Source organism: Janthinobacterium sp. TND4EL3, assembly GCF_900156175.1.
In the GTDB taxonomy this organism is placed as follows: domain Bacteria; phylum Pseudomonadota; class Gammaproteobacteria; order Burkholderiales; family Burkholderiaceae_D; genus Janthinobacterium.
Genome location: NZ_FTMV01000036.1, coordinates 1 through 22,898, shown reverse-complemented (window position 1 = coordinate 22,898; position 22,898 = coordinate 1). Strand labels below are relative to the sequence as shown.

The 22,898-nt window shown below is 61.3% G+C and carries 16 protein-coding genes; 12 read left to right on the top strand and 4 right to left on the bottom strand.

Translation table 11 applies throughout. The features are described 5' to 3' along the window. Window positions 1-164 precede the first annotated feature (164 nt). Both BXA07_RS28430 and rtcR read right to left on the bottom strand, forming a co-directional pair. Window positions 165-953 carry a nucleotidyltransferase domain-containing protein gene (locus BXA07_RS28430; RefSeq protein WP_244556441.1) on the bottom strand — a complete coding sequence of 263 codons (789 nt, stop codon included), beginning with the start codon at window positions 951-953 and terminating at the stop codon, window positions 165-167. Window positions 954-959: 6 nt separating this feature from the next. Continuing rightward, window positions 960-2,573 (bottom strand): RNA repair transcriptional activator RtcR, encoded by a 1,614-nt coding sequence (rtcR, locus tag BXA07_RS28425; RefSeq protein WP_076573053.1) that lies wholly within the window; start codon window positions 2,571-2,573, stop codon window positions 960-962. Between the two features lie 203 nt (window positions 2,574-2,776). Here rtcR and BXA07_RS28420 point away from each other — a divergent pair, with 203 nt between their 5' ends. From BXA07_RS28420 to BXA07_RS28400, 5 genes are all read left to right on the top strand, one after another. Next, window positions 2,777-4,348, top strand: a complete 1,572-nt coding sequence (locus tag BXA07_RS28420) for a vWA domain-containing protein (RefSeq protein WP_076573052.1) — start codon at window positions 2,777-2,779, stop codon at window positions 4,346-4,348. A gap of 270 nt (window positions 4,349-4,618) precedes the next feature. Next, complete coding sequence (locus BXA07_RS28415) at window positions 4,619-5,854, top strand: RtcB family protein (protein WP_076573051.1); 1,236 nt, start codon at window positions 4,619-4,621, stop codon at window positions 5,852-5,854. A 16-nt stretch (window positions 5,855-5,870) separates the two neighbouring features. Continuing rightward, window positions 5,871-6,890, top strand: coding sequence for an RNA 3'-terminal phosphate cyclase (gene rtcA, locus BXA07_RS28410; RefSeq protein ID WP_076573050.1), 1,020 nt, complete (start codon window positions 5,871-5,873; stop codon window positions 6,888-6,890). 132 nt (window positions 6,891-7,022) lie between these two features. After that, window positions 7,023-7,508 (top strand): cytochrome c-550 PedF, encoded by a 486-nt coding sequence (gene pedF, locus BXA07_RS28405; RefSeq protein WP_076573049.1) that lies wholly within the window; start codon window positions 7,023-7,025, stop codon window positions 7,506-7,508. A 25-nt stretch (window positions 7,509-7,533) separates the two neighbouring features. Then, window positions 7,534-8,367: a substrate-binding periplasmic protein gene (locus tag BXA07_RS28400; RefSeq protein WP_076573048.1), complete on the top strand. Its 834-nt coding sequence runs from the start codon at window positions 7,534-7,536 to the stop codon at window positions 8,365-8,367. A gap of 55 nt (window positions 8,368-8,422) precedes the next feature. Here BXA07_RS28400 and BXA07_RS28395 read toward each other — a convergent pair whose 3' ends face one another. After that, window positions 8,423-10,576, bottom strand: a complete 2,154-nt coding sequence (locus tag BXA07_RS28395; RefSeq protein ID WP_076573057.1) for a TonB-dependent receptor family protein — start codon at window positions 10,574-10,576, stop codon at window positions 8,423-8,425. 202 nt (window positions 10,577-10,778) lie between these two features. Between BXA07_RS28395 and BXA07_RS28390 the strand changes: the two genes are divergently transcribed. The 7 genes from BXA07_RS28390 to BXA07_RS28360 all read left to right on the top strand — a co-directional run bounded on the left by BXA07_RS28390 (window position 10,779) and on the right by BXA07_RS28360 (window position 20,422). Next, on the top strand, window positions 10,779-11,735 hold the full coding sequence (locus BXA07_RS28390; RefSeq protein ID WP_076573056.1) for a beta-propeller fold lactonase family protein: 957 nt from the start codon (window positions 10,779-10,781) through the stop codon (window positions 11,733-11,735). 326 nt (window positions 11,736-12,061) lie between these two features. Next, on the top strand, window positions 12,062-13,582 hold the full coding sequence (gene adh, locus BXA07_RS28385) for an aldehyde dehydrogenase (RefSeq protein ID WP_076573047.1): 1,521 nt from the start codon (window positions 12,062-12,064) through the stop codon (window positions 13,580-13,582). 56 nt (window positions 13,583-13,638) lie between these two features. Continuing rightward, window positions 13,639-14,028, top strand: coding sequence for a DUF779 domain-containing protein (locus BXA07_RS28380; protein ID WP_076573046.1), 390 nt, complete (start codon window positions 13,639-13,641; stop codon window positions 14,026-14,028). A gap of 49 nt (window positions 14,029-14,077) precedes the next feature. Then, window positions 14,078-15,814: a PQQ-dependent methanol/ethanol family dehydrogenase gene (locus BXA07_RS28375; protein ID WP_083708600.1), complete on the top strand. Its 1,737-nt coding sequence runs from the start codon at window positions 14,078-14,080 to the stop codon at window positions 15,812-15,814. A 287-nt stretch (window positions 15,815-16,101) separates the two neighbouring features. Next, entirely contained in the window at window positions 16,102-17,262 is a 1,161-nt protein-coding gene (locus BXA07_RS28370) for a porin (protein ID WP_076573044.1), read from the top strand. A 48-nt stretch (window positions 17,263-17,310) separates the two neighbouring features. Further along, on the top strand, window positions 17,311-19,422 hold the full coding sequence (locus tag BXA07_RS28365) for a 4Fe-4S binding protein (RefSeq protein WP_076573043.1): 2,112 nt from the start codon (window positions 17,311-17,313) through the stop codon (window positions 19,420-19,422). Then, entirely contained in the window at window positions 19,412-20,422 is a 1,011-nt protein-coding gene (locus BXA07_RS28360; RefSeq protein WP_076573042.1) for an FAD:protein FMN transferase, read from the top strand. Before BXA07_RS28365 ends, BXA07_RS28360 begins: the two co-directional genes overlap by 11 nt. A gap of 1 nt (window position 20,423) precedes the next feature. Here BXA07_RS28360 and BXA07_RS28355 read toward each other — a convergent pair whose 3' ends face one another. Continuing rightward, window positions 20,424-22,412: a sigma-54-dependent Fis family transcriptional regulator gene (locus BXA07_RS28355; protein ID WP_244556440.1), complete on the bottom strand. Its 1,989-nt coding sequence runs from the start codon at window positions 22,410-22,412 to the stop codon at window positions 20,424-20,426. Between the last annotated feature and the right edge of the window lie 486 nt (window positions 22,413-22,898).

The window sequence follows — 22,898 nt, the reverse complement described above, 5'->3', positions numbered from 1 at the left end:
AGGTTATCGTCAGGCTTGTTATTTGGTGAAACAGCCCCCGGCTGTTTCACCTAGAGAAAAACCCGATCAGCAATGGTCGGGTTTTTTTTCGTCTGCTGGTTTTTCTTGCCATCAGATGGGCGTAAAAAAAGGCAGCACTGCGCGCTGCCTTTGTCACTTTCAGATCAGATTTCTCGCAGTATCCGCTGGAACAGATGATTCAAGTCCTGCATCCCGGCGGGTTTTTCTTCTTTCTCCACGCTGAAATTTTCCAGCCTGGCCAATTCCGATTCGATAAATGCATTGAGCTTGTCGATGCGTGGGGCTAATTCCTTCTCCAGCGCGAGCTTTTTACGCTCGAGCAGCCTGTGAATTTCCTCCAGCAAGCCTTCTTCCTTGGGTAACAAGTGCAGCAGGGCCGCAAACTCGATGGGCGGCGCCGTGCGATAGGTTTCTATCCAGCGCGTGGCCAGCAAGGGACGCAATACATAAAAATACTTCTTCAAAGGCACCATCTCCGCCATCAGATAGCCGCGGTAATTGGTCTTGGCCATGCTGCGGTAATGGTAAATGCCCTTTTCCAGCGTATAGATGGAATTGAGCAAGGCCTGGATGCCAGTCTTGAAATGGCCATTCTCGATATATTGTATCGGCGACTGTATCCATTCAATCACGGCGGGATTGGAGCGCCAGAATAGCTGGAGCGCCTTGCGCACATCCCAGCCATTGAGGTCGATATCGTCGACGATGGGATATTCGATCACGTCGCGCTTGTCTTCCAGGTCGACGCTCAAGTACCAGTCTTCAGGCCGGGCATAGATGAAACGCACGTCGAAGTCGCTATTGGGCGAGGCAAAGCCCCATGCGCGGCTGCCGGACTCAATGGCCAGCAGTATCCGTACGCCTTCCTTTTCTTCCACGGCCGCCAGGCGGCGCATGATTTCTACTCGTATTTCTTCAGGAATCATTGTCATTATGTATTAGTTGCTTACAGACACTGTATCCCAATCAAGGGCAAAGCGGGCCAGGTATTTCCTGAGCCGGTCGGCATCGTTCGGCCTGGCTTTCGCCGCGCGCGATGCCGCATACAATGTGCGGCCCGCGTCGGACAGGCTGTTCGCCTGCCGGCACACCTTGATGACCGCCTGCAGCTGCAGCGCATCGAACAGGTCCAGCTGCGCGGCGGCCGCCTCTCCCATGATCTGCGCCAGCATTACTTCGTTGCCATCAGGCCGTTCGCCATGATGCCGCCACAGGCGGCGCAGGCGCGCCGTTTCCTCGTCCACTACCTGGTCCGTGATGCGCCCCGCTTCCGACAAGGTGGCCAGGCGCGTGACGGCGGCAGACAAATCGCGGAAATTGCCGTGCCAGGCGGCCGATGGCGATGCGGCGAAGCGCATGAAGCGTTCGCGCGCCTCCTTGTTGAAGCGCACTCGTTCTCCCGTCTCCGCGCCGTACTGCGCCAGCAGGTAGTCGAGGTTCGGCTCGATGTCTTCCGGCCGCTGCGCCAGGCCTGGCAATGCATAGGTCCACAGATTGATGCGCGCATACAGGTCTTCGCGAAAGCGGCCCGCCGCCACCTCCTTGCCCAGGTCGCGGTTGGTGCCGGCGATCAGCTGGAAGTCGCTTTGCACCTCCGTATCGGCGCCGACGGGGAAGAAGCGCTTTTCCTCGATCGCTTTCAGCAGCATCGCCTGTTCATCGAGTCCCAGTTCGCCGATTTCATCGAGAAACAGCAGGCCCTTGTGCGCGCTGCGCAGCAAGCCTGGCCGGTCCGCACCGGCGCCCGTGAATGCCCCCTTGATATGGCCGAACAGGGTGGACGCGGCGCCATCGCCATGCAGGGTGGCGCAATTGAGGTCGATGAACTTGCCGTCGATCTGGTGGCGCGACCGTTTCAGCTCATAGATGCGCCGCGCAAGAAAGGATTTTCCGGCGCCGGTCGGCCCCATCAGCAGCATGGGCGCTTTCGACTTGATGGCGACGCGCTCGATTTCCCCGATCATGGCGTTGAATTTGGCATTGCGCGTGGCGATGCCGGACTTCAGGAAGGCGACGCCCTCTGCCTGTTCGCGCGTAAAACGCTGGGCGATCTGGTCGTAACGCGACAGATCGAGGTCGATCAGCGCATAACTGCCGGGATTGCCGATGGCCTGGCGTTTCGGCGGCGACGTCTGCACGAGGCGGCCCGGGAAATAGCGCGCTTCCGTCATCAGGAACATGCAGATTTGCGCCACGTGGCTGCCGGTGGTGATGTGGATCCAGTACTCCTCATTGTCAGGATCGAAGGGATAGCTGTTGGCGAAATCATAGAGCGCGCCATACACGTCTTCAAAATCCCAGGCATCGCTGATCGGCAGATCGTGCGCGAGCAGTTGCGTTTCCGGCGAGACGCTGGCGATGTCCTGCGACACCTGGCGTGCCAGGCTGGCAAACTGCCCGCCGGCGTACAAGAGTTCGAAGCGGTCGATGATCCTGTCTTCATGCTGGGTCAGCGCGACGCTGGGCCGCCACTTTTCCCAGCGGGCCGCACCCCTGCCATTGTCGAGTTGTGTGCCGAGAAAGCCGATGACGACGGTGCGTTTTGCTTGCATGGTTTGGATAAGAATTTATCTGAAAAGATAATTGTATCCGAATATCCGACGTTCGCGATTTTCACCTGAAAGTGCAGGGGGGGATATTAATTAATGAAATCAATTACTTACAAGCACTGCTGAGAAATTGCGGAAAGCTGGCACAGCGCTTGCAATAGAAGGGGTGACACCGAGATAAACGCATAGAGTAGAAGAGGAAAAAAATGGCCAACGCCCAGTTATTCCACAGCGCGAAACAGAGCGCAACCTTGCCGGCGGCGCTGGCGCACAATGCCGAAGGCGCGCCGGCGTATGCGCTGACGCCGCGCCATCAATTGGCACAATACGCGGCCACGGGCTGCCTGAACACGACGTTCTATGCGAGCGCCGACGCGCAGCTGGCAAAGGTGATCGCGCTGTGCCAGGCCGTCGAGCCGGCCTTCATCGCGCAAACGGCCGTGTACTGCCGCGAACGGGGCTATATGAAGGATATGCCGGCCTTGCTGGTGGCCGTGCTGGCGGGGCAGGGCGCCGCGGCATTCGCGCCGGCTTTTCAACGCGTCATCAACAATGGCAAGATGCTGCGCAATTTCGTGCAAATCGTGCGTTCGGGCGTCATCGGCCGCAAATCGCTGGGATCGCGTCCGAAAAAGCTCGTGCAGGCATGGCTGAACGGCGCGTCGGAACAGGCTTTGCTGGCTGCCGCCGTGGGCAACGCCCCATCGCTGGCCGACGTGGTCAAGATGGTGCACCCGAAACCCGGGGACGCCTGGCGGGCCGCGTTCTTCGCCTGGCTGATCGGCAAGCCCTACGATGCGGCCGCACTGCCGCCGGCGCTGGCTGCGTTCGAAGCTTACAAGCTTGATCCAGAGCAAGCGATTCCGGCAGTGCCGTTCCAGATGCTGACGGCGCTGCCTTTGAACGTACAGGCGTGGGCGCAGATCGCCCGCCAAGGCGGCTGGCAGATGGTGCGCATGAATTTGAACACCTTCGCCCGCCATGGCGTGTACGACATCGCCGGCATGCCGGAACTGATCGCCGCCAGGCTGTGCGATCCCGCGGCGATCGCCAGCTCGCGCGTGTTTCCGTACCAGCTGATGTCGGCATACCTGGCCGCCGGCGACAAGGTACCGCGCATCGTGCACGCGGCGCTGGAGCAGGCGCTGGAAATATCGCTGGCGAACGTGCCGCGGATCGCCGGCAAGGTGGTGGTGTGCCCCGACGTTTCCGGCTCGATGGCCTCGCCCGTCAGCGGTTTTCGCGGCAGCGCCACCTCGCACGTGCGCTGCATCGACGTGGCGGCGCTGGTGGCGGCGGCCATGCTGCGCAAGAATCCGGACGCCGTGGTGCTGCCGTTCGAGCACAACGTGGTGCAGTGTGCACTTGGCGCGGATGACAGCGTGATGGAGAACGCGGCCAGGCTGGCGGCCATCGGCGGTGGCGGCACCAATTGCAGCGCGCCCCTGCTGCGCATGAACGGCAGAAAGGAGCTGGCCGACCTGGTGATCTATGTGTCCGATAACGAATCGTGGATCGACGCGAAGCGCAGCGGCGCCACGGCGACCATGGGACAGTGGCATGTCTTCAAGCAGCGCAATCCGCAGGCAAAGCTGGTCTGCATCGATATTGCGCCGCACGCCACCACGCAGGCGATGGAGCGCGAGGATATCTTGAATATCGGCGGTTTTTCCGATGACGTCTTCAGGATTATCGCCGCCTTTGCCGCCGGCCAGCTGGACCCCGCCCACTGGGTGGGGGAAATCGCCGCCATCGATATCGCGGCACCAGCTGGTTGAAGCAAGGCGCATGAATGCGGACAAGACTACATAAGAGACGTCCTGTCCAGGCTGGTCATGCGCCGCAGTGCCCCGAATGCCAACAGGATTACATCGATCAGCCGCGTCGAACCGGCCTGCCAGGTGCAGCAAGCCTGGCAGAAATCCTGTCTCCCTGGTCGGGTTGTCGTACTGATGAATGCCGGTGGAACTACATCCAGAGCCGATGCGTCGGCTATGTTTCACCAATCCTTGTCATCACCCCCTATACAATAGAAGAAGAGCATAGCGATGAAAAACGAAGAATACGAAGTCCTGCATACCGAAGGCAGCCGTCCCGTAAAAATGTGGACGCGTGGCGTGCCTGTCGAAGAAGCGGCCAAAAAACAATTGCGCAACACGGCGACCCTGCCGTTCATCTACAAGCATATCGCCGTCATGCCCGACGTCCACCTGGGTAAAGGATCGACCATCGGCAGCGTGATCCCCACCCTGGGCGCCGTGATTCCGGCGGCCGTGGGCGTCGATATCGGTTGCGGCATGATGGCGGCCAAGACCACGCTGACGGCCAGCGATTTGCCCGATAACCTGGGGCCGCTGCGCAGCGCCATCGAGCGCGCCATTCCGCACGGGATGTCGCCGAAGACGCGGGGCCACCGGGGCCGCGACGAGGGTTCCTGGCATACGCCGCCCTCGGTGGTCGACGCCGCGTGGCTGCAGCTGAAGGATGAATTCGACGCCATCTGCCTGAAAACGCCGAAACTGAAAAACACGAACAATTATCGTCACCTGGGAACCCTGGGCAGCGGTAACCACTTCGTCGAAGTGTGCCTCGACGAGCAGGGCAGCGTATGGTTCATGCTGCATTCGGGTTCGCGCGGCGTGGGCAATGCCATCGGTACGCATTTCATCGAACTGGCCAAGCAGGACATGCGCACCCACTTCATCAACCTGCCCGACCAGGACCTGGCCTACCTGGCCGAAGGCACGCAGCATTACGACGATTACGTGGAAGCCGTGGGCTGGGCGCAGCGTTTCGCGCGCAACAACCGCGAAGTGATGATGCAAAACCTGATCGCCGCCGTGCGCACGGTCATCCACAAGCCGTTCCAGACGCATGTGGAAGCCGTCAACTGCCACCATAACTATGTGCAGAAGGAGCACCACTTCGGCAAGGACGTGTTGATCACGCGCAAGGGCGCTGTCTCGGCCCGCGCCGGAGAATTGGGCATCATTCCCGGCTCCATGGGCGCCAAGAGTTTTATCGTGCGCGGCAAGGGCAATGCGGACAGCTTCCATAGCTGCAGCCACGGCGCGGGCCGCACGATGAGCCGCACGGAAGCGAAGCGGCGCTTCAGCCTGGACGACCAGATCCGCGCCACCGAGGGCGTGGAATGCCGCAAGGATGAGAACGTGATCGATGAGATTCCGATGGCTTACAAGGATATCGATGCGGTGATGCTGGCGCAGCGCGAGCTGGTCGATGTCGTGCATATCCTGAAGCAGGTCGTTTGCGTCAAAGGTTAATAGAAAGAAAGTAGAGATGATAGAAATTGATGGAGCGCAAGGTGAAGGCGGCGGACAGATTTTGCGCTCGGCGCTGAGCCTGTCCATGATTACGGGCCAGCCATTCCGGCTGACGAATATCCGCGCGGGGCGGGAAAAGCCCGGCTTGCTGCGCCAGCATCTGCTGGCCGTGCAGGCGGCGGCCGCCATTTGCGGGGCGCGCACGACGCCGGTGGCGCTGCGCGCAAGCAGCCTGGAATTCGTGCCTGGCCCCATACGCGGCGGCGATTACCGCTTTGCCATCGGCAGCGCCGGTAGCTGCACCCTGGTGTTGCAAACCTTGCTGCCGGCTCTGCTGCATGCGGATGGGCCGTCTACCGTGCGCATCAGCGGCGGCACGCACAATGCCATGGCGCCGCCCGTGCATTTTTTGCAGCGCGCGTATGGCCGCATCCTGGAACAGATGGGCGCCGAGGTGGAGATTACGCAGCAGCGCTATGGCTTTCATCCCGCAGGTGGTGGCGAGGTGCTGGCCACCGTGCAACCGTGCCAGCGTTTGCGGCCCATTTCACTGCTGCAGCGCGGCGAGCGGAAGGCCGGGTATGCGGAAAGCGTGGTGGCGGGCGTGCATGTGAACGTGGCGCAGCGCGAGCTCGAGCGCGTCGCCGAGGGCATGGGCTGGAGCGGCAAGCAGCTGCGCATCGTCGGCTTGCCTGCGGAGCAGGGGCCGGGCAACGTCTTGCTGCTGACATTGGAGCATGAACATGTCACGGAAGTATTTACGTCGTTCGGCGAGAAGTCCCTGCTGGCCGAATCCGTGGCCAAGCGCCTGTTGAACGAGGTGCGCGCCTATCTCAAGACGGACGCGGCCGTGGGCGAGCACCTGGCCGACCAGCTCCTGCTGCCCTTGGCGCTGGCCGGCGGCGGTAGCTTCAGCTGCAACAAGGTGTCGCAGCATGCGTTGACCAATGCCGAGGTGATTGCCCGCTTCTTGCCCGTGCGTATTGCTTTCGAGCAGCAGGAGCGGGTCAGCATCTGCACGGTGGCCGCCGCCTGACGCGCGCGGTGACACAAATACCTGTTGCAGCTGTTCCAAATTGATACATGGGCGGCCAGATGTGGGGCACGCAAGCATGGCATGGCATTTGCTCTTCTTTGGATATTCACTAAAAAAACCAAGGAGACCAGCATGACCTATTCCATCCGTACCCTGCTCGGCGTGGCCGCCGCCGGCGCCGTTGCCCTCACCTCCCTGCTGACCTTGCCGCAAGCTTATGCGCACGGCAATGTCACGCCGCAAGGCGTCGACACCACGGGTTTACCCAAGGTGGGCGACAAGTGGCTCGAGCAAAACCCATATCGGGGCAACAAACTGGCCCTGACGGTGGGCACCTCGGCCTATAACCAAAATTGCGCGCGCTGCCACGGCATCGAAGCCATTTCGGGCGGCATTGCGCCGGACTTGCGCCAGCTTGACCGTGATTGCTTCGGTATCAAGAATGAGACAAAGAAACAGGCTTGCTACAAGGAAACTGACAATTATTTCCTGGCGACCATACGTCACGGTAAAGTACGCAATGGCGCCGTGTACATGCCGCCGTTCGAGGGCGTGTTCAACCAGGAAGCCATGTGGGCCATCAAGACCTACCTGGAAACCCGCCGCGAGTCCAATTAAGCCGAACTGATCACGAAGGAGTCCCATGCGTTCATTTCAACTCCGGGGCACGCGCGCGATGCTGTCGCTCGCCTGCCTGGCGCTGTGCGCGGCCGCGCCGGCGCGCGCCGACTGGCAGAAAGTGCAGCAATCTGGCAGCCTGAAAGTGGCCGTCTATAACGAGTTCGCCCCGTTTTCCGACAAGGGCTCGGGCATCGATATCGACATTGCCGAAGCGCTGGCGAAGAAGCTGGGGCTGAAACTGAGCTTGCTGCCCTTTCCCGCCGGCGAAAACCTCAACGACGATTTGCGCAATATGGTGTGGAAGGGGCATTACCTCGGCTATGGTCCCGCCGATGTGATGCTGCACGTGCCGGTCGACAAGAAATTGATGGCAGACAACGACAAGGTCGAGATCTTCGCCCCATACTATGTGGAAACCGTGCGCCTGGCCCGCAGCGCGCAAGCCGTGCCGCAATTCGACGGCGTCGCCAGCCTCGCAGGCAAGCGCATCGGCGTGGAAAAGGTGTCGATCGCCGCCATGCTGATGCTGGGCGAGGACAATGGCAAGTACCGCGACGACGTGCGCATCTTCGACACGGCGGCCGAGGCCTTGCAGCAATTGCAAGAGGGTAAGCTCGACGCCGTGCTGGCGAACCGCTCGGAAATCGAGTCGGTGCTGAAAAGCGATCCCGCCTTCCCCCTGAGCGAAGTGGCGTTCGCCCGCCTGCCGCGCGCCGGCTGGGCCGTGGGCCTGGCCGTCAGCCGCCAGCAGCTCGACGTGGCCAAGCTGCTGCAGGCGGCCATGAACGAGATGGCGGCCAGCGGTGAATTGAAAACCATCTTTGAGAAGTATGGGGTGAAGGAAGCGCGGCCCTGAAGTACCCTGCTTGAGTTGAAAAGCCCGCGCATCGGAAGAGGCGCGGGCTTTTTAATTAGAAGGAATACATGGCGCTGACGCCCAACAGCCAGTTACGTCCCGGCGCCGCTTCATAGTAGCGCTTGTTGCTGTCGCCGACGATGACGGAACCCACGTAGGTCTTGTCGAAAAGATTGTTCAGGCGGACAAACTCCTTGAAGCGCCAGTTGCCCACGTTTTGTTTGGCGTTGAAACGGGCATTGAACACCGTGTAGCCGGGCGCCGGCTTTTCGCTGTTGCTGTCTTCCGCGTAGACCTGGTTGCTGGCCACGCTTTCCAGCGCCGCGCCGAAACGGTCCAGCGTGTCTTTCCAGGCCAGTTCCGCGAACAGGTTGGCGCTGGGCACGCCCGGCAAGCGGCTGCCTTCGCGCACGGCGCCAAAGGCCTGGTCATACACGGCGTGCAGGCTGGTCAGCGCCACTTTTGTCGTGAAGCCGTACGGCAGGGTCGAGTCCAGCGATACCTCCATGCCCTGGCGCAAGGTCTTGCTGGCATTGCGGTAGCTGGTGCGCCCGCCGCTTGATTGATCGACCACCAGTTCGTCGCTGGTCTTGATCTGGAACAAAGCGGCGTTTACATGCGTGTTGTTGCCGACCCTGGCCTTGATGCCCGCTTCCAGGTTGGTGCTGGTGGCCGGTTTCAGGTTGAAATTGAAGCCGCCGCCCGTGCCCGAGTAAAACAGTTCATTCAGGGTGGGTGCCTCGAAGCCGCGCGCGGCGCTGGCGTACACGTTGACGTTCGGCGTCAGCTTGTACAGCAGGCCCAGCACGGGTGTCGTGTGGCTGAATTCCAGGCTGCCGCTGTCGTTGCCATTGCCGAGGAAACGGTCGTTGACCGACACTTTCATTTTGCTGTAGCGCAGACCTGCGCTGAGCAGCCATGGGCCGCTTTGCCATTCCGCCTGGATATACGGATCGAGGCTGGAGACGACATCCTGCTCGTCGCGGCGCAGCTTGCCTTTTAATCCGTAGGTATCGCCGATATAGTTTTCATAGCCGGTGCGGTCATCGCTGGAGCGGCCATAGTCGATGCCGATGGTGGTGCTCAGCTTGCCGCCTGCCAGCTGGTTCACGTGCAGCCAGTTGGTGTCGATGCCGTAGAACTGACGCTGGAAGTCGACCACGCCGCCCGAATGTTTGAGTACTCCATTAACAGTTTGATTTTGCAGGAACTTGGAGAAGGCCTGGTACTGGATCACGTCGCGGTTGCCGCCATACACCATCACATGCAGGCGGTCATCGCCAAACGATTGTTCATAGGTAGCGCCGATTTGCTGGTGGTCGATGCTCTTGCGCGTGTTGTAGCGTTCGGCAAAGGTGCGCTTCGGGTTTTGCGTATCGGTGGTGTCGATTTCGCCGGCGCGCGGGTCGCGGGCAAACGTGGCCCAGGTGGCGCCCAGCGGATCTTGCGTGTTGCCTTGGTGCAGGCTGTTGGCGACGATGGTCAGCTTGCTGTCCGCATTCGGCTTGACCGTGATCTTGCCGAACGCCTGTTCGCGCGTGGCGGCGCTGTGGTCGCGGAAGCCGTCCGTGCGGAAGCGCGAACCGTCGAGCACGTAGCCGATGCCGCCTGCCTGGCCTTGCGCCGTCAAGTCCGCCTTGCTGGTGCTGAAGCTGCCGCCCGTCACATTCAGTTCGACGGACGGGGGATTTTGCCCATCCCTGGAAAACAGCTGGATCACGCCGCCTGAATGGTTGCCGTAGATGGCGGAAAACGGTCCGCGCAGTACTTCGATGCGCTCGGCCGTATCGAGGTTGAAGGTGGCGGCCTGGCCCTGGCCGTCGGGCATGCTGGCGGGAATGCCATCGCTGATCAGCTTGACGCCGCGCACGCCGAAGGCCGAGCGGGCGCCGAAGCCGCGCGACGAGATCTGCAGGTCCTGCGCATAGTTCTGGCGGTTCTGCACTACCAGGCCCGGCACGGCGGCCAGCGCTTCCGAGGCGTTGACGCGGATTTGCCCGTCCTGGATGCGGGCGCTGTCGACGACGTCGATCGAGGCCGGTACTTCCTGGCTGGGGTGGGCGATGCGGCTGCCGCTGATCACGACCGTGTCCATGAGTTGCCCGCCGGTTAGTTCAGCGGGCTCGGCGGCAAAGACGTGGGGGGCGAGGGTGGCGCTGCCGGCGACAAACAGGCTGGCGATGGTGTTCAGGCGGAAACGATGCTGCATGCGGTTCTCCAATGTGAATAAAGCCTGCTTGATCGCGTGCGCGGTGCAGGTCTGCATAGTCTTCTCAAGCAATATGCCTGCCATGTCTCCATTGGTGGTGGGAAATTATACGCGCACCAGTGGCACGACGTTTGCATGCAGGAATCATCAGATGCGCTGCCAGCCTGCGCTTTTTCCCTGTTTTGCCATTGAAAAGGTGATTATGCCCAACTTATTCCACCGCCTGCGCCAAGCTTGCGTATTGCTGCCGGCGCTGGCATGTGCGTATGCCCATGCCGAACCGTTTGCCTATGTGCCCAATGAAAAGTCGGGCACCCTGAGCGTGATCGACACGGCCACCGACCAGGTGGTGCGCCAGATCGCGGCCGGCAAGCGCCCGCGCGGCATCGCCGCCGATCCTGCCGGACGGCAATTGTTTGTCACGGATGCAGCCAGCAGCGCCTTGCTGCTGATTGACAACACTGGCGGTGCGCCTGTACGCAGCGTAGCGCTGGGCAAGTCGCCCGAAGGCGTCAGCGCCTCGCACGACGGCAATTACGTGGCCGTGGCCGTCGAGGAAAACAATAGCGTGGCCTTGCTCGATGGCCATACGGGCGTCGTACTCGCCGATATCAAGGTGCAGGGGCGCAACCCGGAACATGCCGTGTTCAGCCCCGATGGGCGCTGGCTGCTGGTCAGTGCGGAAGAGGCCGAACAAGTCGATGTCATTGATGTGGCGCAACGCCGCCAGGTGGCGTCCGTGGCCGTGGGCCTGCGTCCGCGCGGCATCGGCTTCAGCCCCGATTCCGGCCGCGCCTACGTGGCGTGCGAGCTGGTCAACGCCGTCTACGTGATCGACATGGCGCAGCGCAAGGCCATCGCCACCATTCCTGCAGGCAAGAATGCGAATGGCATCGTCGTTCATCCGGACGGCAAGCACGTATATGTGTCGAATGGCATCGACGGCACGGTAATGGTGATCGATACGGCCAGCAATCAGGTGACGGCCACCATTCCCGTCGGCAAGCGCCCGTGGAACATGGCCATCACGCCCGATGGGACCAAGCTGTACGTGGCCAACGGGCGCTCGAACAGCGTTTCCGTCATCGATACGGCCAGCGCGCGCAAGCTGGCCGATATTGCCGTGGGCGAATTGCCATGGGGCGTGGTGATCCGCTAGGCGCGCCGGAGCAGGTGTTCCAGTCTGGTACACCTGTTCCATTGTGCAGCGGCGCAGCAGGGCTGGCCCGGATTGGAACAGGATGGCGCCACCCTGTTCAAAACGCCAACAAAACACCGCCTGCCGTCCGGCCCGGGCGCACGGGGGAAAAGCGCACCGCAATTGACGCCATGCCCTTGTAACAAGGTGAAAACACGCTAAGTTTGTAAGGGGATGGCGAGCTGGCACGGCATTTGCGGAAGACTCCGTGTACTTACCCCATCTGTACCAGGACGTTTGATTTTAATTACAGCACTTCCATTCTAATTAACCCGATAGAGGACGACATGAATCTCGCAGACATCAGCAAACTGGGCGTAGCCAATCCCTTCAAACAACGCTATGACAACTACATCGGCGGCAAATTCGTTGCCCCTGTAAAAGGTGAATACTTTCCCAACATTACGCCGATCACGGGCTTGCCGTTTTGCGAAATCGCCCGTTCCACGACGGAAGACGTCGAGCTGGCGCTGGACGCCGCGCATGCCGCCAAGGATGCTTGGGGCAAGACTTCGCCAGCCGAGCGCGCCAATATCCTGAACCGCATCGCCGACCGCATCGAACAGAACCTGAGCCTGATCGCCACGGCGGAAACCATCGACAACGGCAAGCCTATCCGTGAAACGATGAATGCCGACATTCCGCTGGCCATCGACCATTTCCGCTACTTTGCCGGCTGCATCCGCGCGCAGGAAGGTTCCGTCGCGCAAATCGACGCGGAAACCTATGCCTACCACTACCATGAGCCGCTGGGCGTCGTGGGCCAGATCATTCCCTGGAATTTCCCGATCCTGATGGCCGTGTGGAAACTGGCGCCAGCCCTGGCTGCCGGCAATTGCGTCGTCCTGAAACCGGCCGAGCAGACCCCCGCCTCCATCATGGTGTTGATCGAGCTGATCGGCGACCTGCTGCCGCCGGGCGTGCTGAACATCATCAACGGTTTCGGCCTGGAAGCGGGCAAGCCGCTGGCCTCGAGCAAGCGCATCGCCAAGATCGCCTTTACGGGCGAAACGGGCACGGGCCGCCTGATCATGGGCTACGCCGCGCAAAACCTGATTCCCGTCACCCTGGAACTGGGCGGCAAGTCGCCGAACATCTTCTTTGAAGACGTGATGGATGCGGACGACGAGTATTTCGACAAGTGCCTGGAAGGCTTTGCCATGTTTGCGCTGAATCAAGGCGAGGTGTGCACCTGCCCATCGCGCGTGCTGATCCAGGAATCGATCTACGAGAAATTCATCGAACGGGCCCTGAAGCGCGTGGCTGCCATCAAGCAGGGCAATCCGCTCGATTCGTCCACCATGATAGGCGCGCAGGCGTCGCAGGAGCAGCTGGAAAAAATCCTGTCCTACCTCGACATCGGCCGCCAGGAAGGCGCCGAAGTGCTGGCCGGCGGCGAGCGCAACACGCAGGCGGGCGATCTGGAAGGCGGCTACTACGTGCGTCCGACCGTGTTCAAGGGCAACAACAAGATGCGCATCTTCCAGGAAGAGATCTTCGGGCCCGTCGTGTCCGTGACCACCTTCAAGGACGAGGCTGACGCGCTGGCGATTGCCAACGACACCCTGTATGGCCTGGGCGCCGGCCTGTGGACGCGTGACGGTTCGCGCGCCTTCCGCATGGGACGCGCCATCCAGGCGGGCCGCGTGTGGACCAATTGCTACCACCTGTATCCGGCCCACGCCGCGTTCGGTGGCTACAAGCAATCGGGCATCGGCCGCGAAAATCACAAGATGATGCTCGACCACTATCAGCAAACGAAGAACTTGTTGGTGAGCTATAGCCCGAAAGCCCTGGGCTTCTTCTAAACCGGCAACAGGCGCCGCCCCCTGTTCCTCGGGGGCGGCGCACAGAAAGGGATGCCATGAGTGCAGCAATTGCCAGGGTGGTCGCCACCGAAGCGGCGCTGGAAATGATGGACAAGTTGCGCCAGCGTCACGGCCCGCTGATGTTTTTCCAGTCCGGCGGTTGCTGCGACGGCAGCGCGCCCATGTGCTACGCGCTGGGCGAGTTCGATGTCAGCGATACCGACATTTATCTCGGCAATTTGAATGGCACACCGTTCTACATGGGACTCGAGCAATTCGAGTACTGGGAGCATACCCAGTTGATTATCGATGTGGTCGATGGCAATGGCGGCATGTTTTCACTCGACAACGGCACGGGCAAGCGCTTTCTGACGCGTTCGCGCCTGTTCACCGATGAAGAGTGCGCCTTGCTGCATGCGCAGCCGCACGACCACGGCAGCACCTGATACATACACATACTAATAACAGAGGGAGATGATTGTGCAGAAAAAAATCATGGGGATCGTCGTCGGTTTGAGTGTCGCCTCGCTGGTCCAGGCGGCCGACGTGGGCAATGTCACCAGTGCCATGCTCGACAGCACGGCCAAGAACCCGGCCAGCGTCCTGTCGTTCGGCATGGGCACGCAGGGCCAGCGCTATTCGCCGTTGACGCAGATCAATGACAAGACCGTGGCCAAGCTGGTGCCGGCCTGGTCGTTCTCGTTTGGCGGCGAAAAGCAGCGGGGCCAGGAATCGCAGCCGCTGATTCACAACGGCAAGATGTTCGTCACGGCATCGTATTCGCGCATCTTCGCCATCGACCTGAAAACGGGCGCCAAGCTGTGGAAATATGAGCACCGTTTGCCGGACGGCATCATGCCCTGCTGCGACGTGGTCAACCGCGGCGCGGCCCTGTTCGGCAACCTGGTGATCTTCGGCACGCTGGACGCCTATCTCGTGGCGCTGGACCAGAACACGGGCAAGATCGTCTGGAAAGAGAAAGTCGACGATTATGCGGCCGGCTATTCGATGACGGCCGCGCCGCTGATCGCCGAAGGCTTGCTGCTGACGGGCGTGTCGGGCGGTGAATTCGGCATCGTGGGCCGGGTCGAAGCGCGCAATCCGATGACGGGCGACCTCGTGTGGAGCCGTCCGACGGTCGAGGGCCATATGGGCCACCGCTACGACAAGGATGGCAAGGCCATCGATAACGGCGTGTCCGGCACGGCGAACAAGACCTGGCCGGGCGACCTGTGGAAGACGGGCGGCGCTTCGACGTGGATGGGCGGCACCTACGATCCGCAAACCAAGCTGGCCTATTTCGGCACGGGCAACCCGGCGCCATGGAACAGCCACTTGCGCCCCGGCGACAACCTGTACTCGTCGTCCACGGTGGCGCTGGACGTGAAGACGGGGCAGATCAAGTGGGCATACCAGAACACGCCGAACGACGCCTGGGATTTCGACGGCGCCAACGAGTTCGTCACGTTCGACATGGATGGCAAGCGCTACGGCGGCAAGGCCGACCGCAACGGTTTCTTCTACGTCATCGACGCCAACACGGGCAAGCTGCAGAACGCCTTTCCGTTCGTCAAGAAAATCACCTGGGCCAGCAGCATCGACCTGAAGACGGGCCGGCCGAATTTCATTCCCGCCGGCCGTCCTGGCGACCCGACCAAGGGAGAGGAGGGCAAGAAGGGCACGACCGTGTTTGCCGCGCCAGCTTTCCTCGGCGCCAAAAACCAGATGCCGATGGCCTATTCGCCGCAAACCAAGCTGTTCTACGTTCCCGCGAACGAATGGGGCATGGACATCTGGAACGAGCCGATCAGCTACAAGAAGGGCGGCGCCTTCCTCGGTGCGGGTTTCACCATCAAGCCCCTGTTTGACGATTACATCGGCGCCATGCGCGCCGTCGATCCGAAGACGGGCAAGATCGTCTGGGAAATCAAGAACAACGCGCCGCTGTGGGGTGGCGTGATGAGCACGGCCGGCAATCTGGTGTTCTACGGCACGCCGGAAGGCTTCCTGAAAGCCGTCGATGCGAAGACGGGCAAGGAACTGTGGAAATTCCAGACGGGTTCCGGCGTCGTGGCGCCGCCCGTCACCTGGCAGGATGGCGACACGCAATACGTGGCCGTCGTATCGGGCTGGGGCGGTGCCGTGCCGCTGTGGGGCGGCGAGGTGGCGAAGAAGGTCAACTTCCTGGAACAGGGCGGTTCCGTGTGGGTCTTCAAGCTGGCATCGAAGTAACGGGGCGAAGCGCCCGGGCCACTCGGATGGGTGTCTCCCTGTCCGCCGGGCGCTTTCTTTTTGCTGACGGCCCTGGCCGTCAGTTTTTTGTTTACCTGTATCTTTGTCGTGCATACTTTTGGTCAAAAAGTGAACACCGAGCGGGGCAATTGATCCGCTGCTGCACATGTTAACGACGTTTTTTCTCTTTCTCCCTGTGAGCCGTGTTGGGCACGCTTATTGCCAAAGCTTGAGGTACATCAATCACTGGTGTGCACACTAAAAACAGAGAAGAAAGAGGAGAAAAAATGAACACATTGATCAAGCTGGGGAGCCTGGGTGTCATGACGATCGCAGCGGTAGGGCAGGCGCAAGCCGTCGATATCAAGGCTGGCGACTGGACCGTGTCGGTGGGCGGCATCGTCAACGCCTATTACACGCAAGTGTCGTGCTCGGGCGATGCGGTGGGCGGGCTGGCGCTGGGCGGCCAGGCGCTCGGTTGCGGCGGAGAAAAGGACCGCACCACCATCGGCAACGGCTTGCTGCCGAATGGCTTGATCACCTCGGCAAGCTCGCGCCTGGGCGAGTACGACGTGAAAGCCTTGATCGGCATCTACAACTCGACGGCCACGGACAGCGCCATCAGCCAGAACAGCGTGGTCGACGTGCGCCAGGCTTTCTTTACGTTTGGCAATGCGGACATGGGCACGTTCAAGCTTGGCCGCGACTACGGCATCTTCGGCGCGAATGCGATCCTGTCCGACATGACCTTGCTGGGCTCGGGCGCGCCCGTGCAGGCCACGCAGCGGGGCCGCGTCACGCTGGGCCATATCGGCGCCGGTTACACCTATCTGGGCAACTATGGCCAGATCATGTACAGCTCGCCGAAGTCCAGCGGATTTGGCGCCGACGTGGCGCTGGTCAGCCCGGTATCGGATACGCCCATCGTGGCAGGCTCGACCTATTCTTCGAAGTCCAGTCCGCAAGTGCAGGCGCAGCTGACGTATGCGCAGGAAGGCTTGAAAGCGTGGCTGGGCGTGAAGTCGCAAAAATTCACCTCGAAAACGCCCGGTGTCGATGACCTGACCATGCGCGGCGTGGAAGTGGGCGGCTCCTACCAGATGGGCCCGGCCGGTGTATTGGTCAACTTCCAGGGCGGCAAGGGACTCGGCATCTTGTCCGATGCGGACCAGGGCGATACCAAGTCGAAGAACTGGCTGCTGCAAGGCACGTATAAAACGACGGACAAACTGAAGCTGGGCTTGTCCTACGGCATCAGCAAGAACGACGATAACACGGCCGGCACGGGCGGCCTGAAGTCGAACGCCAACCTGACCCTCGGCGCGTATTACTCGCTCAACAGCGCGATCACCCTGGTGGGCGAGCTGGGCCAGACGCGCTCGAAGGGCTTTGCGGGCGGCGAAGCGAAGATGAATGGCGTGTCCCTGGGCGGCATTATTTTCTTCTAACCAATGAATGCGGCGCCGGAAGCTGCGGCGCCGCACGGAGCTTAGTGCATGCGGATACTGCGGTTGTTCATCGGATGCTGGCTATTCCTGTTTATCCTGGGGCAGGCGTGGGCGGGCGTGCTCACCAGGGCCGAGCTGGCGCGGCGCTTTCCCGCGCCCCTCGTCGTGGGCGAGAAGGAAGCCGACCTGCCCGTCTGGCCCCTGTTCAAGCAAAATGCCACGGCCACCGAACTGGTCGGCTATGTCTTCGAGTCCGTGGACCTGGCGCCGATTCCCGGTTTTTCCGGCGTGCCCGTCAATCTGTTGATCGCCATCAATCCACAGGGCAGTTTTCTCGATGTGGCCGTGCTGTCGCAGCACGAGCCCGTGTTTCTCGACGGACTCGGTGAAGCCCCCTTGTTTCAGTTCGTCAAGCAGTACCAGGGGCTGTCGCTCAAGCAGAATATCGCCATCGGTGCCCAGAAGAAGCGCGCTGCGGATGCCACGCATGCCGATATCGACGGCGTGTCGAAGGCGACGGCTTCCGTGCGCATCATCAACCAGAGCGTGCTGGCCTCGGCCTTGAAAGTGTCGCGCAAGAAACTGGGATTCGCGCAAGGCCGCGACCCGGACCAGATCGCCCGCATCCGCATGGAGGTGTTCAAGCAACTCAGCGTGGCGCAGATGCTTGAGCAGGGCTTGATCCAGCATGTACGCCTGAGCAACAAGGAGGTGGAAGCCCTGTTTGCCGGCAGCAATGGCGCCGGACTCGATGCGGAAGCGACGCGCGCGCCGGACGGCATGTTCATCGACCTCTATCTGGCCTATGTCTCCGTGCCCACGGTGGGGCGCAATCTGTTGACGGAACGCAGCTGGAACAAGCTGCGCAACCGGCTCGACGAGGGCGACCACGCCATCCTCGTCATGTCGCGCGGGCGCTACAGCGTGCTGGGCGACGATTTCGTGCGCGGCACCGTGCCCGAGCGCCTGTTGCTGAAGCAGGACGGCTTGCCCATCGACATGCGCGACCTGGACCTGGAACTGAACCTGTCGGAGGCGGGACCGTTGCCGACTGAAAATATCGCCGTCTTTCGCGTCATCGGCCAGGCGGGGCTCGATGCGGCCAGTCCGCTGGCGTTCACCATGCCGATCACGCGCAGCAAGGGCATCGTGTATCCGGAGCGCATCGCCCGCAACGTCGATTTCACGTACCGCTTGCCCGCTGATTTTTATACGGCGCCGCAAGGCGACGATGCCGGCTGGCGCGGCACGTGGAAGGCGCGCCAGGCTGAGCTGTTGATCTTGCTGGCCGGGCTGGCGCTGCTGGCCGGCGCGCTGGCCTGGCAGAAACGCCTGGTGCGGCATGGCCGGCAATTTGTCTGGTTCCGCCGCCTGTTTTTGCTGTTTACCGTCGGCTTCGTCGGTTATTACGCACAGGGGCAGCTGTCGATCGTCAACATCACGGGGGTGATCCAGGCGCTGCTGGCGGGGCGCAGCCTGGGCTTCTTCCTGTTCGACCCGATGACGGTGATCCTGTGGGTGTTCGTGCTGCTCAGCCTGTTCGTATGGGGGCGCGGCACGTTTTGCGGTTGGCTGTGTCCATTCGGCGCCTTGCAGGAATTTACGGGCAAGCTGGGCCAATGGTTGCGCTTGCCGCAGTGGAAAATCAAGCCGCGCCTGGACGGACGCTTGAAGTGGATCAAGTATGGCTTGCTGGCGGCCATTCTTGGCAGCAGCTTTTTTTCCAGCCAGATCACGGACAAACTGGTGGAGCTGGAACCGTTCAAGACAGCCATTACCCTGAACTTCGTGCGCGCCTGGCCGTTTGTCGCGTATGCCGTGGGTTTATTACTGCTCAGCAGTGTTTCCTATAAATTCTTTTGCCGCTACCTGTGCCCGTTTGGCGCGGCGCTGGCCCTGCTGGGGCGCTTTCGCCTGTTCAACTGGATTCCCCGCCGCAAGGAATGCGGCACACCGTGCCAGACTTGCCGCCACCGCTGCGAGTACCACGCCATCGCGCCCAGCGGGAAAGTCGATTACGGCGAGTGTTTTCAATGCATGGATTGCGTGGTGATCTACGCCAGCGATCAAAAATGCGCACCCTTGATGCTGGAAATCAAGCGTGCCCGTACCATCCCGATAGTCCGGGCCACGGCAGAGGAGAGCAGCAATGCAGCGTAGGACATTTATTGCCGCCGCGATCGGCAGCGTGGCCGGCATGGCGGGCGTTATCTTGCCTGGCAGCATGGCGCGCGGTACGGTCAGGGCCTCCGGCGTGCGGCCTTATCAAGGCGCCGCGCTGGCGTTTGGCACGACGATTGCCGTCACCGTGTTGCACCACGATCAGCGCCAGGCCGAACTGGCCATCGAAGACGCCCTCCATGCTGCCAGGAATATCGACCGCCTGATGAGCATTTATAGTCCGAGCAGCCAGGTTTTCCAGCTGAACCGCGATGGCCGCCTGGCGCGGCCGGACGCGCACCTGCTGGCCGTGCTGGCGCAGGCACAAGCCTTGTCGCAATGGAGCGATGGGGCATTTGACATTACCGTGCAACCCTTGTGGCAGCTGTTCCGCGCGGCGGCAGACCAGGCCAGCGTGCCGGCGGACACCTTGCGCCGCGCGGCGCAGGCGCGGGTAGGCTGGCGGCAACTGGCATGGGATCGCCGCGAGGTGCGTTTTCTGCAGCCCGGCATGGCGCTGACCCTGAATGGCCTGGCGCAGGGCTATGCGGCGGACGTGGCGCTGGCGGCCATGCAGGCCCGTGGCATACGGCACGCGCTGCTCGACACGGGCGAGTTCATTGCGCGGGGACAGCGTGCCGTGCGCCGTCCATGGACCCTGGGCATCCAGGACCCGCGCGATGCGGAAGTCCTGGCGGCCACCTTGAAAGTGGAGGGCCGCAGCGTGGCCACGTCGGGCGATTACGAGTGCACGTTTACGCCCGACTTCGTGCATCACCACATCTTCGACCCTGCGAAAGGCGATTCGCCGCGCGAACTGGCCAGCGTGACCGTGCTGGCGCCCACGGGCTTGCTGGCCGATGGCTTGTCGACGACCTTCATGGTGACGGGAGCCGCGCGCGCGCATGCGATGGCCGCGCACATGCGGGGCGTCGACCTGATGACCATCGACAAATCCGGCCAGCGCACGATGTCGCCTGGTTTTCCCCGTCTACTCTAGGCTATTTCAGGTGCGGCACCTTGCGATAGATCGTGTTGCGCGACACGCCCAAGGCGCGGGCCGTGGCAGAGACGTTGCCGCCGTGGGCATCGAGCGACTTGAGGATCACGCTTTGCTCCATCTCTTCCAGGTTGGCGCCGGCGGCGATCATGCGGTCCGTGCTGGCGCTGGCGGCAGTCGCTTGCGTCATCTCAATATCGTCGAGGAAATCGTCAGGCATGTGGCGCAAACAGATTTCATGTTCGTCGCCAGCCATGACGATGGCCGTGCGCAACAGATTGGTCAGCTGGCGGAAGTTGCCTGGCCACTTATGCTGGTGGAACAGGCGCAGGATGTCCGGCGCCACCGTGTAGCGCGTGTCGGGCGCTTCCGTTGCAAGGATTTTCTTCACCACCGTATCGAGGTCCGTGCGCTCGCGCAGCGGCGGCAGTTTGACGACCAGGCCGTTCAGGCGGTAATACAGATCTTCGCGGAACAATCCCTTGGCCATGCGCTCGCGCAAATTGTGATTCGTGGCGCAAATGAGCTCGACGTTGACCGTGATCGATTTGCTGCTGCCCAGCGGCGTGACCATCCGCTCCTGCAGCACGCGCAACAGCCGCGCCTGCAAGCCGAAGGGCATGTCGCCGATTTCATCGAGGAACAGGGTGCCGCCATTGGCCTGCAAGATCTTGCCGATGGCTCCCTTCTTGCGCGCGCCCGTAAACGCCCCGTCTTCATAGCCGAACAGTTCCGATTCGATCAGGGTTTCCGGGATCGAGGCGCAATTGACGGCAATAAACGGTCCCATGGCCCGTGGCGAGTCGTTATGGATGGCTTGTGCCAGCAATTCCTTGCCGGTGCCCGTTTCGCCCATGACGAGGATGGGAATATCGCGTCCCAATACCTTGTTGACCTTTTCGATCACCAGTTCCAGTTGCGGATCGCCCGTGCGCAGGTAGCGCAAGCCGGACAGGCGGCGCGCCGCGTTGGCCGCATGGCTGGCCGGCGCGGGCACCTGTGCCGGCACGGCGTTGATATCGCTATGGTCGGTGCTGGTGGTAAAACCGTGCTGGAAGACGCTATTGGACAGGCGCAACTGCGCGCGCCCATACACGCGCACGCCGCTGTGCATGCACAGGTTCAGCAAGCCGGGCGAGGCGGTACGGTAATGGTCGTACAGGGCGGAAACAGGCAAGCCGAACAGGGAACTGAAGGTATGCGATTGCAGCGCGGCAAATGACAGGCCCAGCTGGAACAAGCCATTCTTGTTTGCCGACAAAAACCGTCCGCCTGGCGTGAACGAAGCGATGCCTTCCATCAAGGTGCCAATGAATTCGGGCCGCGCGTGGAAGTGCACGGTGATGGCATCTTCGAAGGTGGCGGAAAACAGCTGATTTTCGATCATCAGCGCCGACATGCGCACGAGGGCCATCGTATGCTTGTGAAAACTGCGCTGGTCGCTGGAAACGTCCAGTACGCCGATGACATTGCCCCGGTGGTCGGTGATCGGTGCCGCAGAGCAAGTCAGGAAATGATTGGCAGCAAGGTAATGTTGGTCCGCATGGACCAAAGTCGGTACTTTTTCCGTGATGGCCGTGCCGATGGCGTTCGTGCCGCGGCTTTGCTCCGACCATGCAACGCCCGGCTGCAGGGCGACGCGGTTGGCTTTCTCCAGGAAATCATCGTCGCCCAGCGAATGCACGATCACGCCATTGGCATCCGTGAGTATCACCATATTGTGCGTGTTGACGATTTGCTGGTACAGCGTTTCCATCGCCGGCAGCGCATGCGTGTGCAGCATGCGGTTTTGCTCGATCAGCAAGGACAGGTCGGATTTGCCCGCTGGCGTGAAGTCCGGCGTGGCCGTGGGCGACAGGCCAAAGGCGACGGAACGCTGATGGGACGTTTCGATGATGACGGGGACGTTCTCCTGTCCTGCCGGCGAGACGCTTCCTTCCGCAATGGACGAAAACGGTGCGCTACGGTAAGTAGCTGACGGTTGATACATGATCTCGTTGCCTCCGTTGGGCCCTGTACTGCGGCGCTCTTTTGAATATCGAGAGTGTTCCATAATGTAGCACCTGTCACAGATGGGAGCAAAGCAAAGCGAGCCGGGCTATCCCCAGTGTTGCTGCGAGGCCCAGAATTGCCACCATCGGGGGCAGTGCATATGGCGGTATAAGCAAGTGCGGTGCCAGGGGCGTTTCATGGGGTGGGAAAATAGCACTTGCCGCGCCTGCGGGGCAGGGCTATAATTCGCCCCCTCGCTGAACGACGCATGCAAATGCCGAGTAAAGCAGGGTAGAAAAGAAGGAGTTGACGGATGTAGCGAAATGCTTCATACTCTTCCTTCTTCGCAGCTGACAAACACAACGCTTTGTCGATGGCGCGAAAGCAGTACCGAATACAGTTCTTTAACAATTAACAGTCGATAAGTGTGGACATTTGATGTAGTGCAGCAGCGATCTTCGGATTGCTGTAATACTTAAAATAT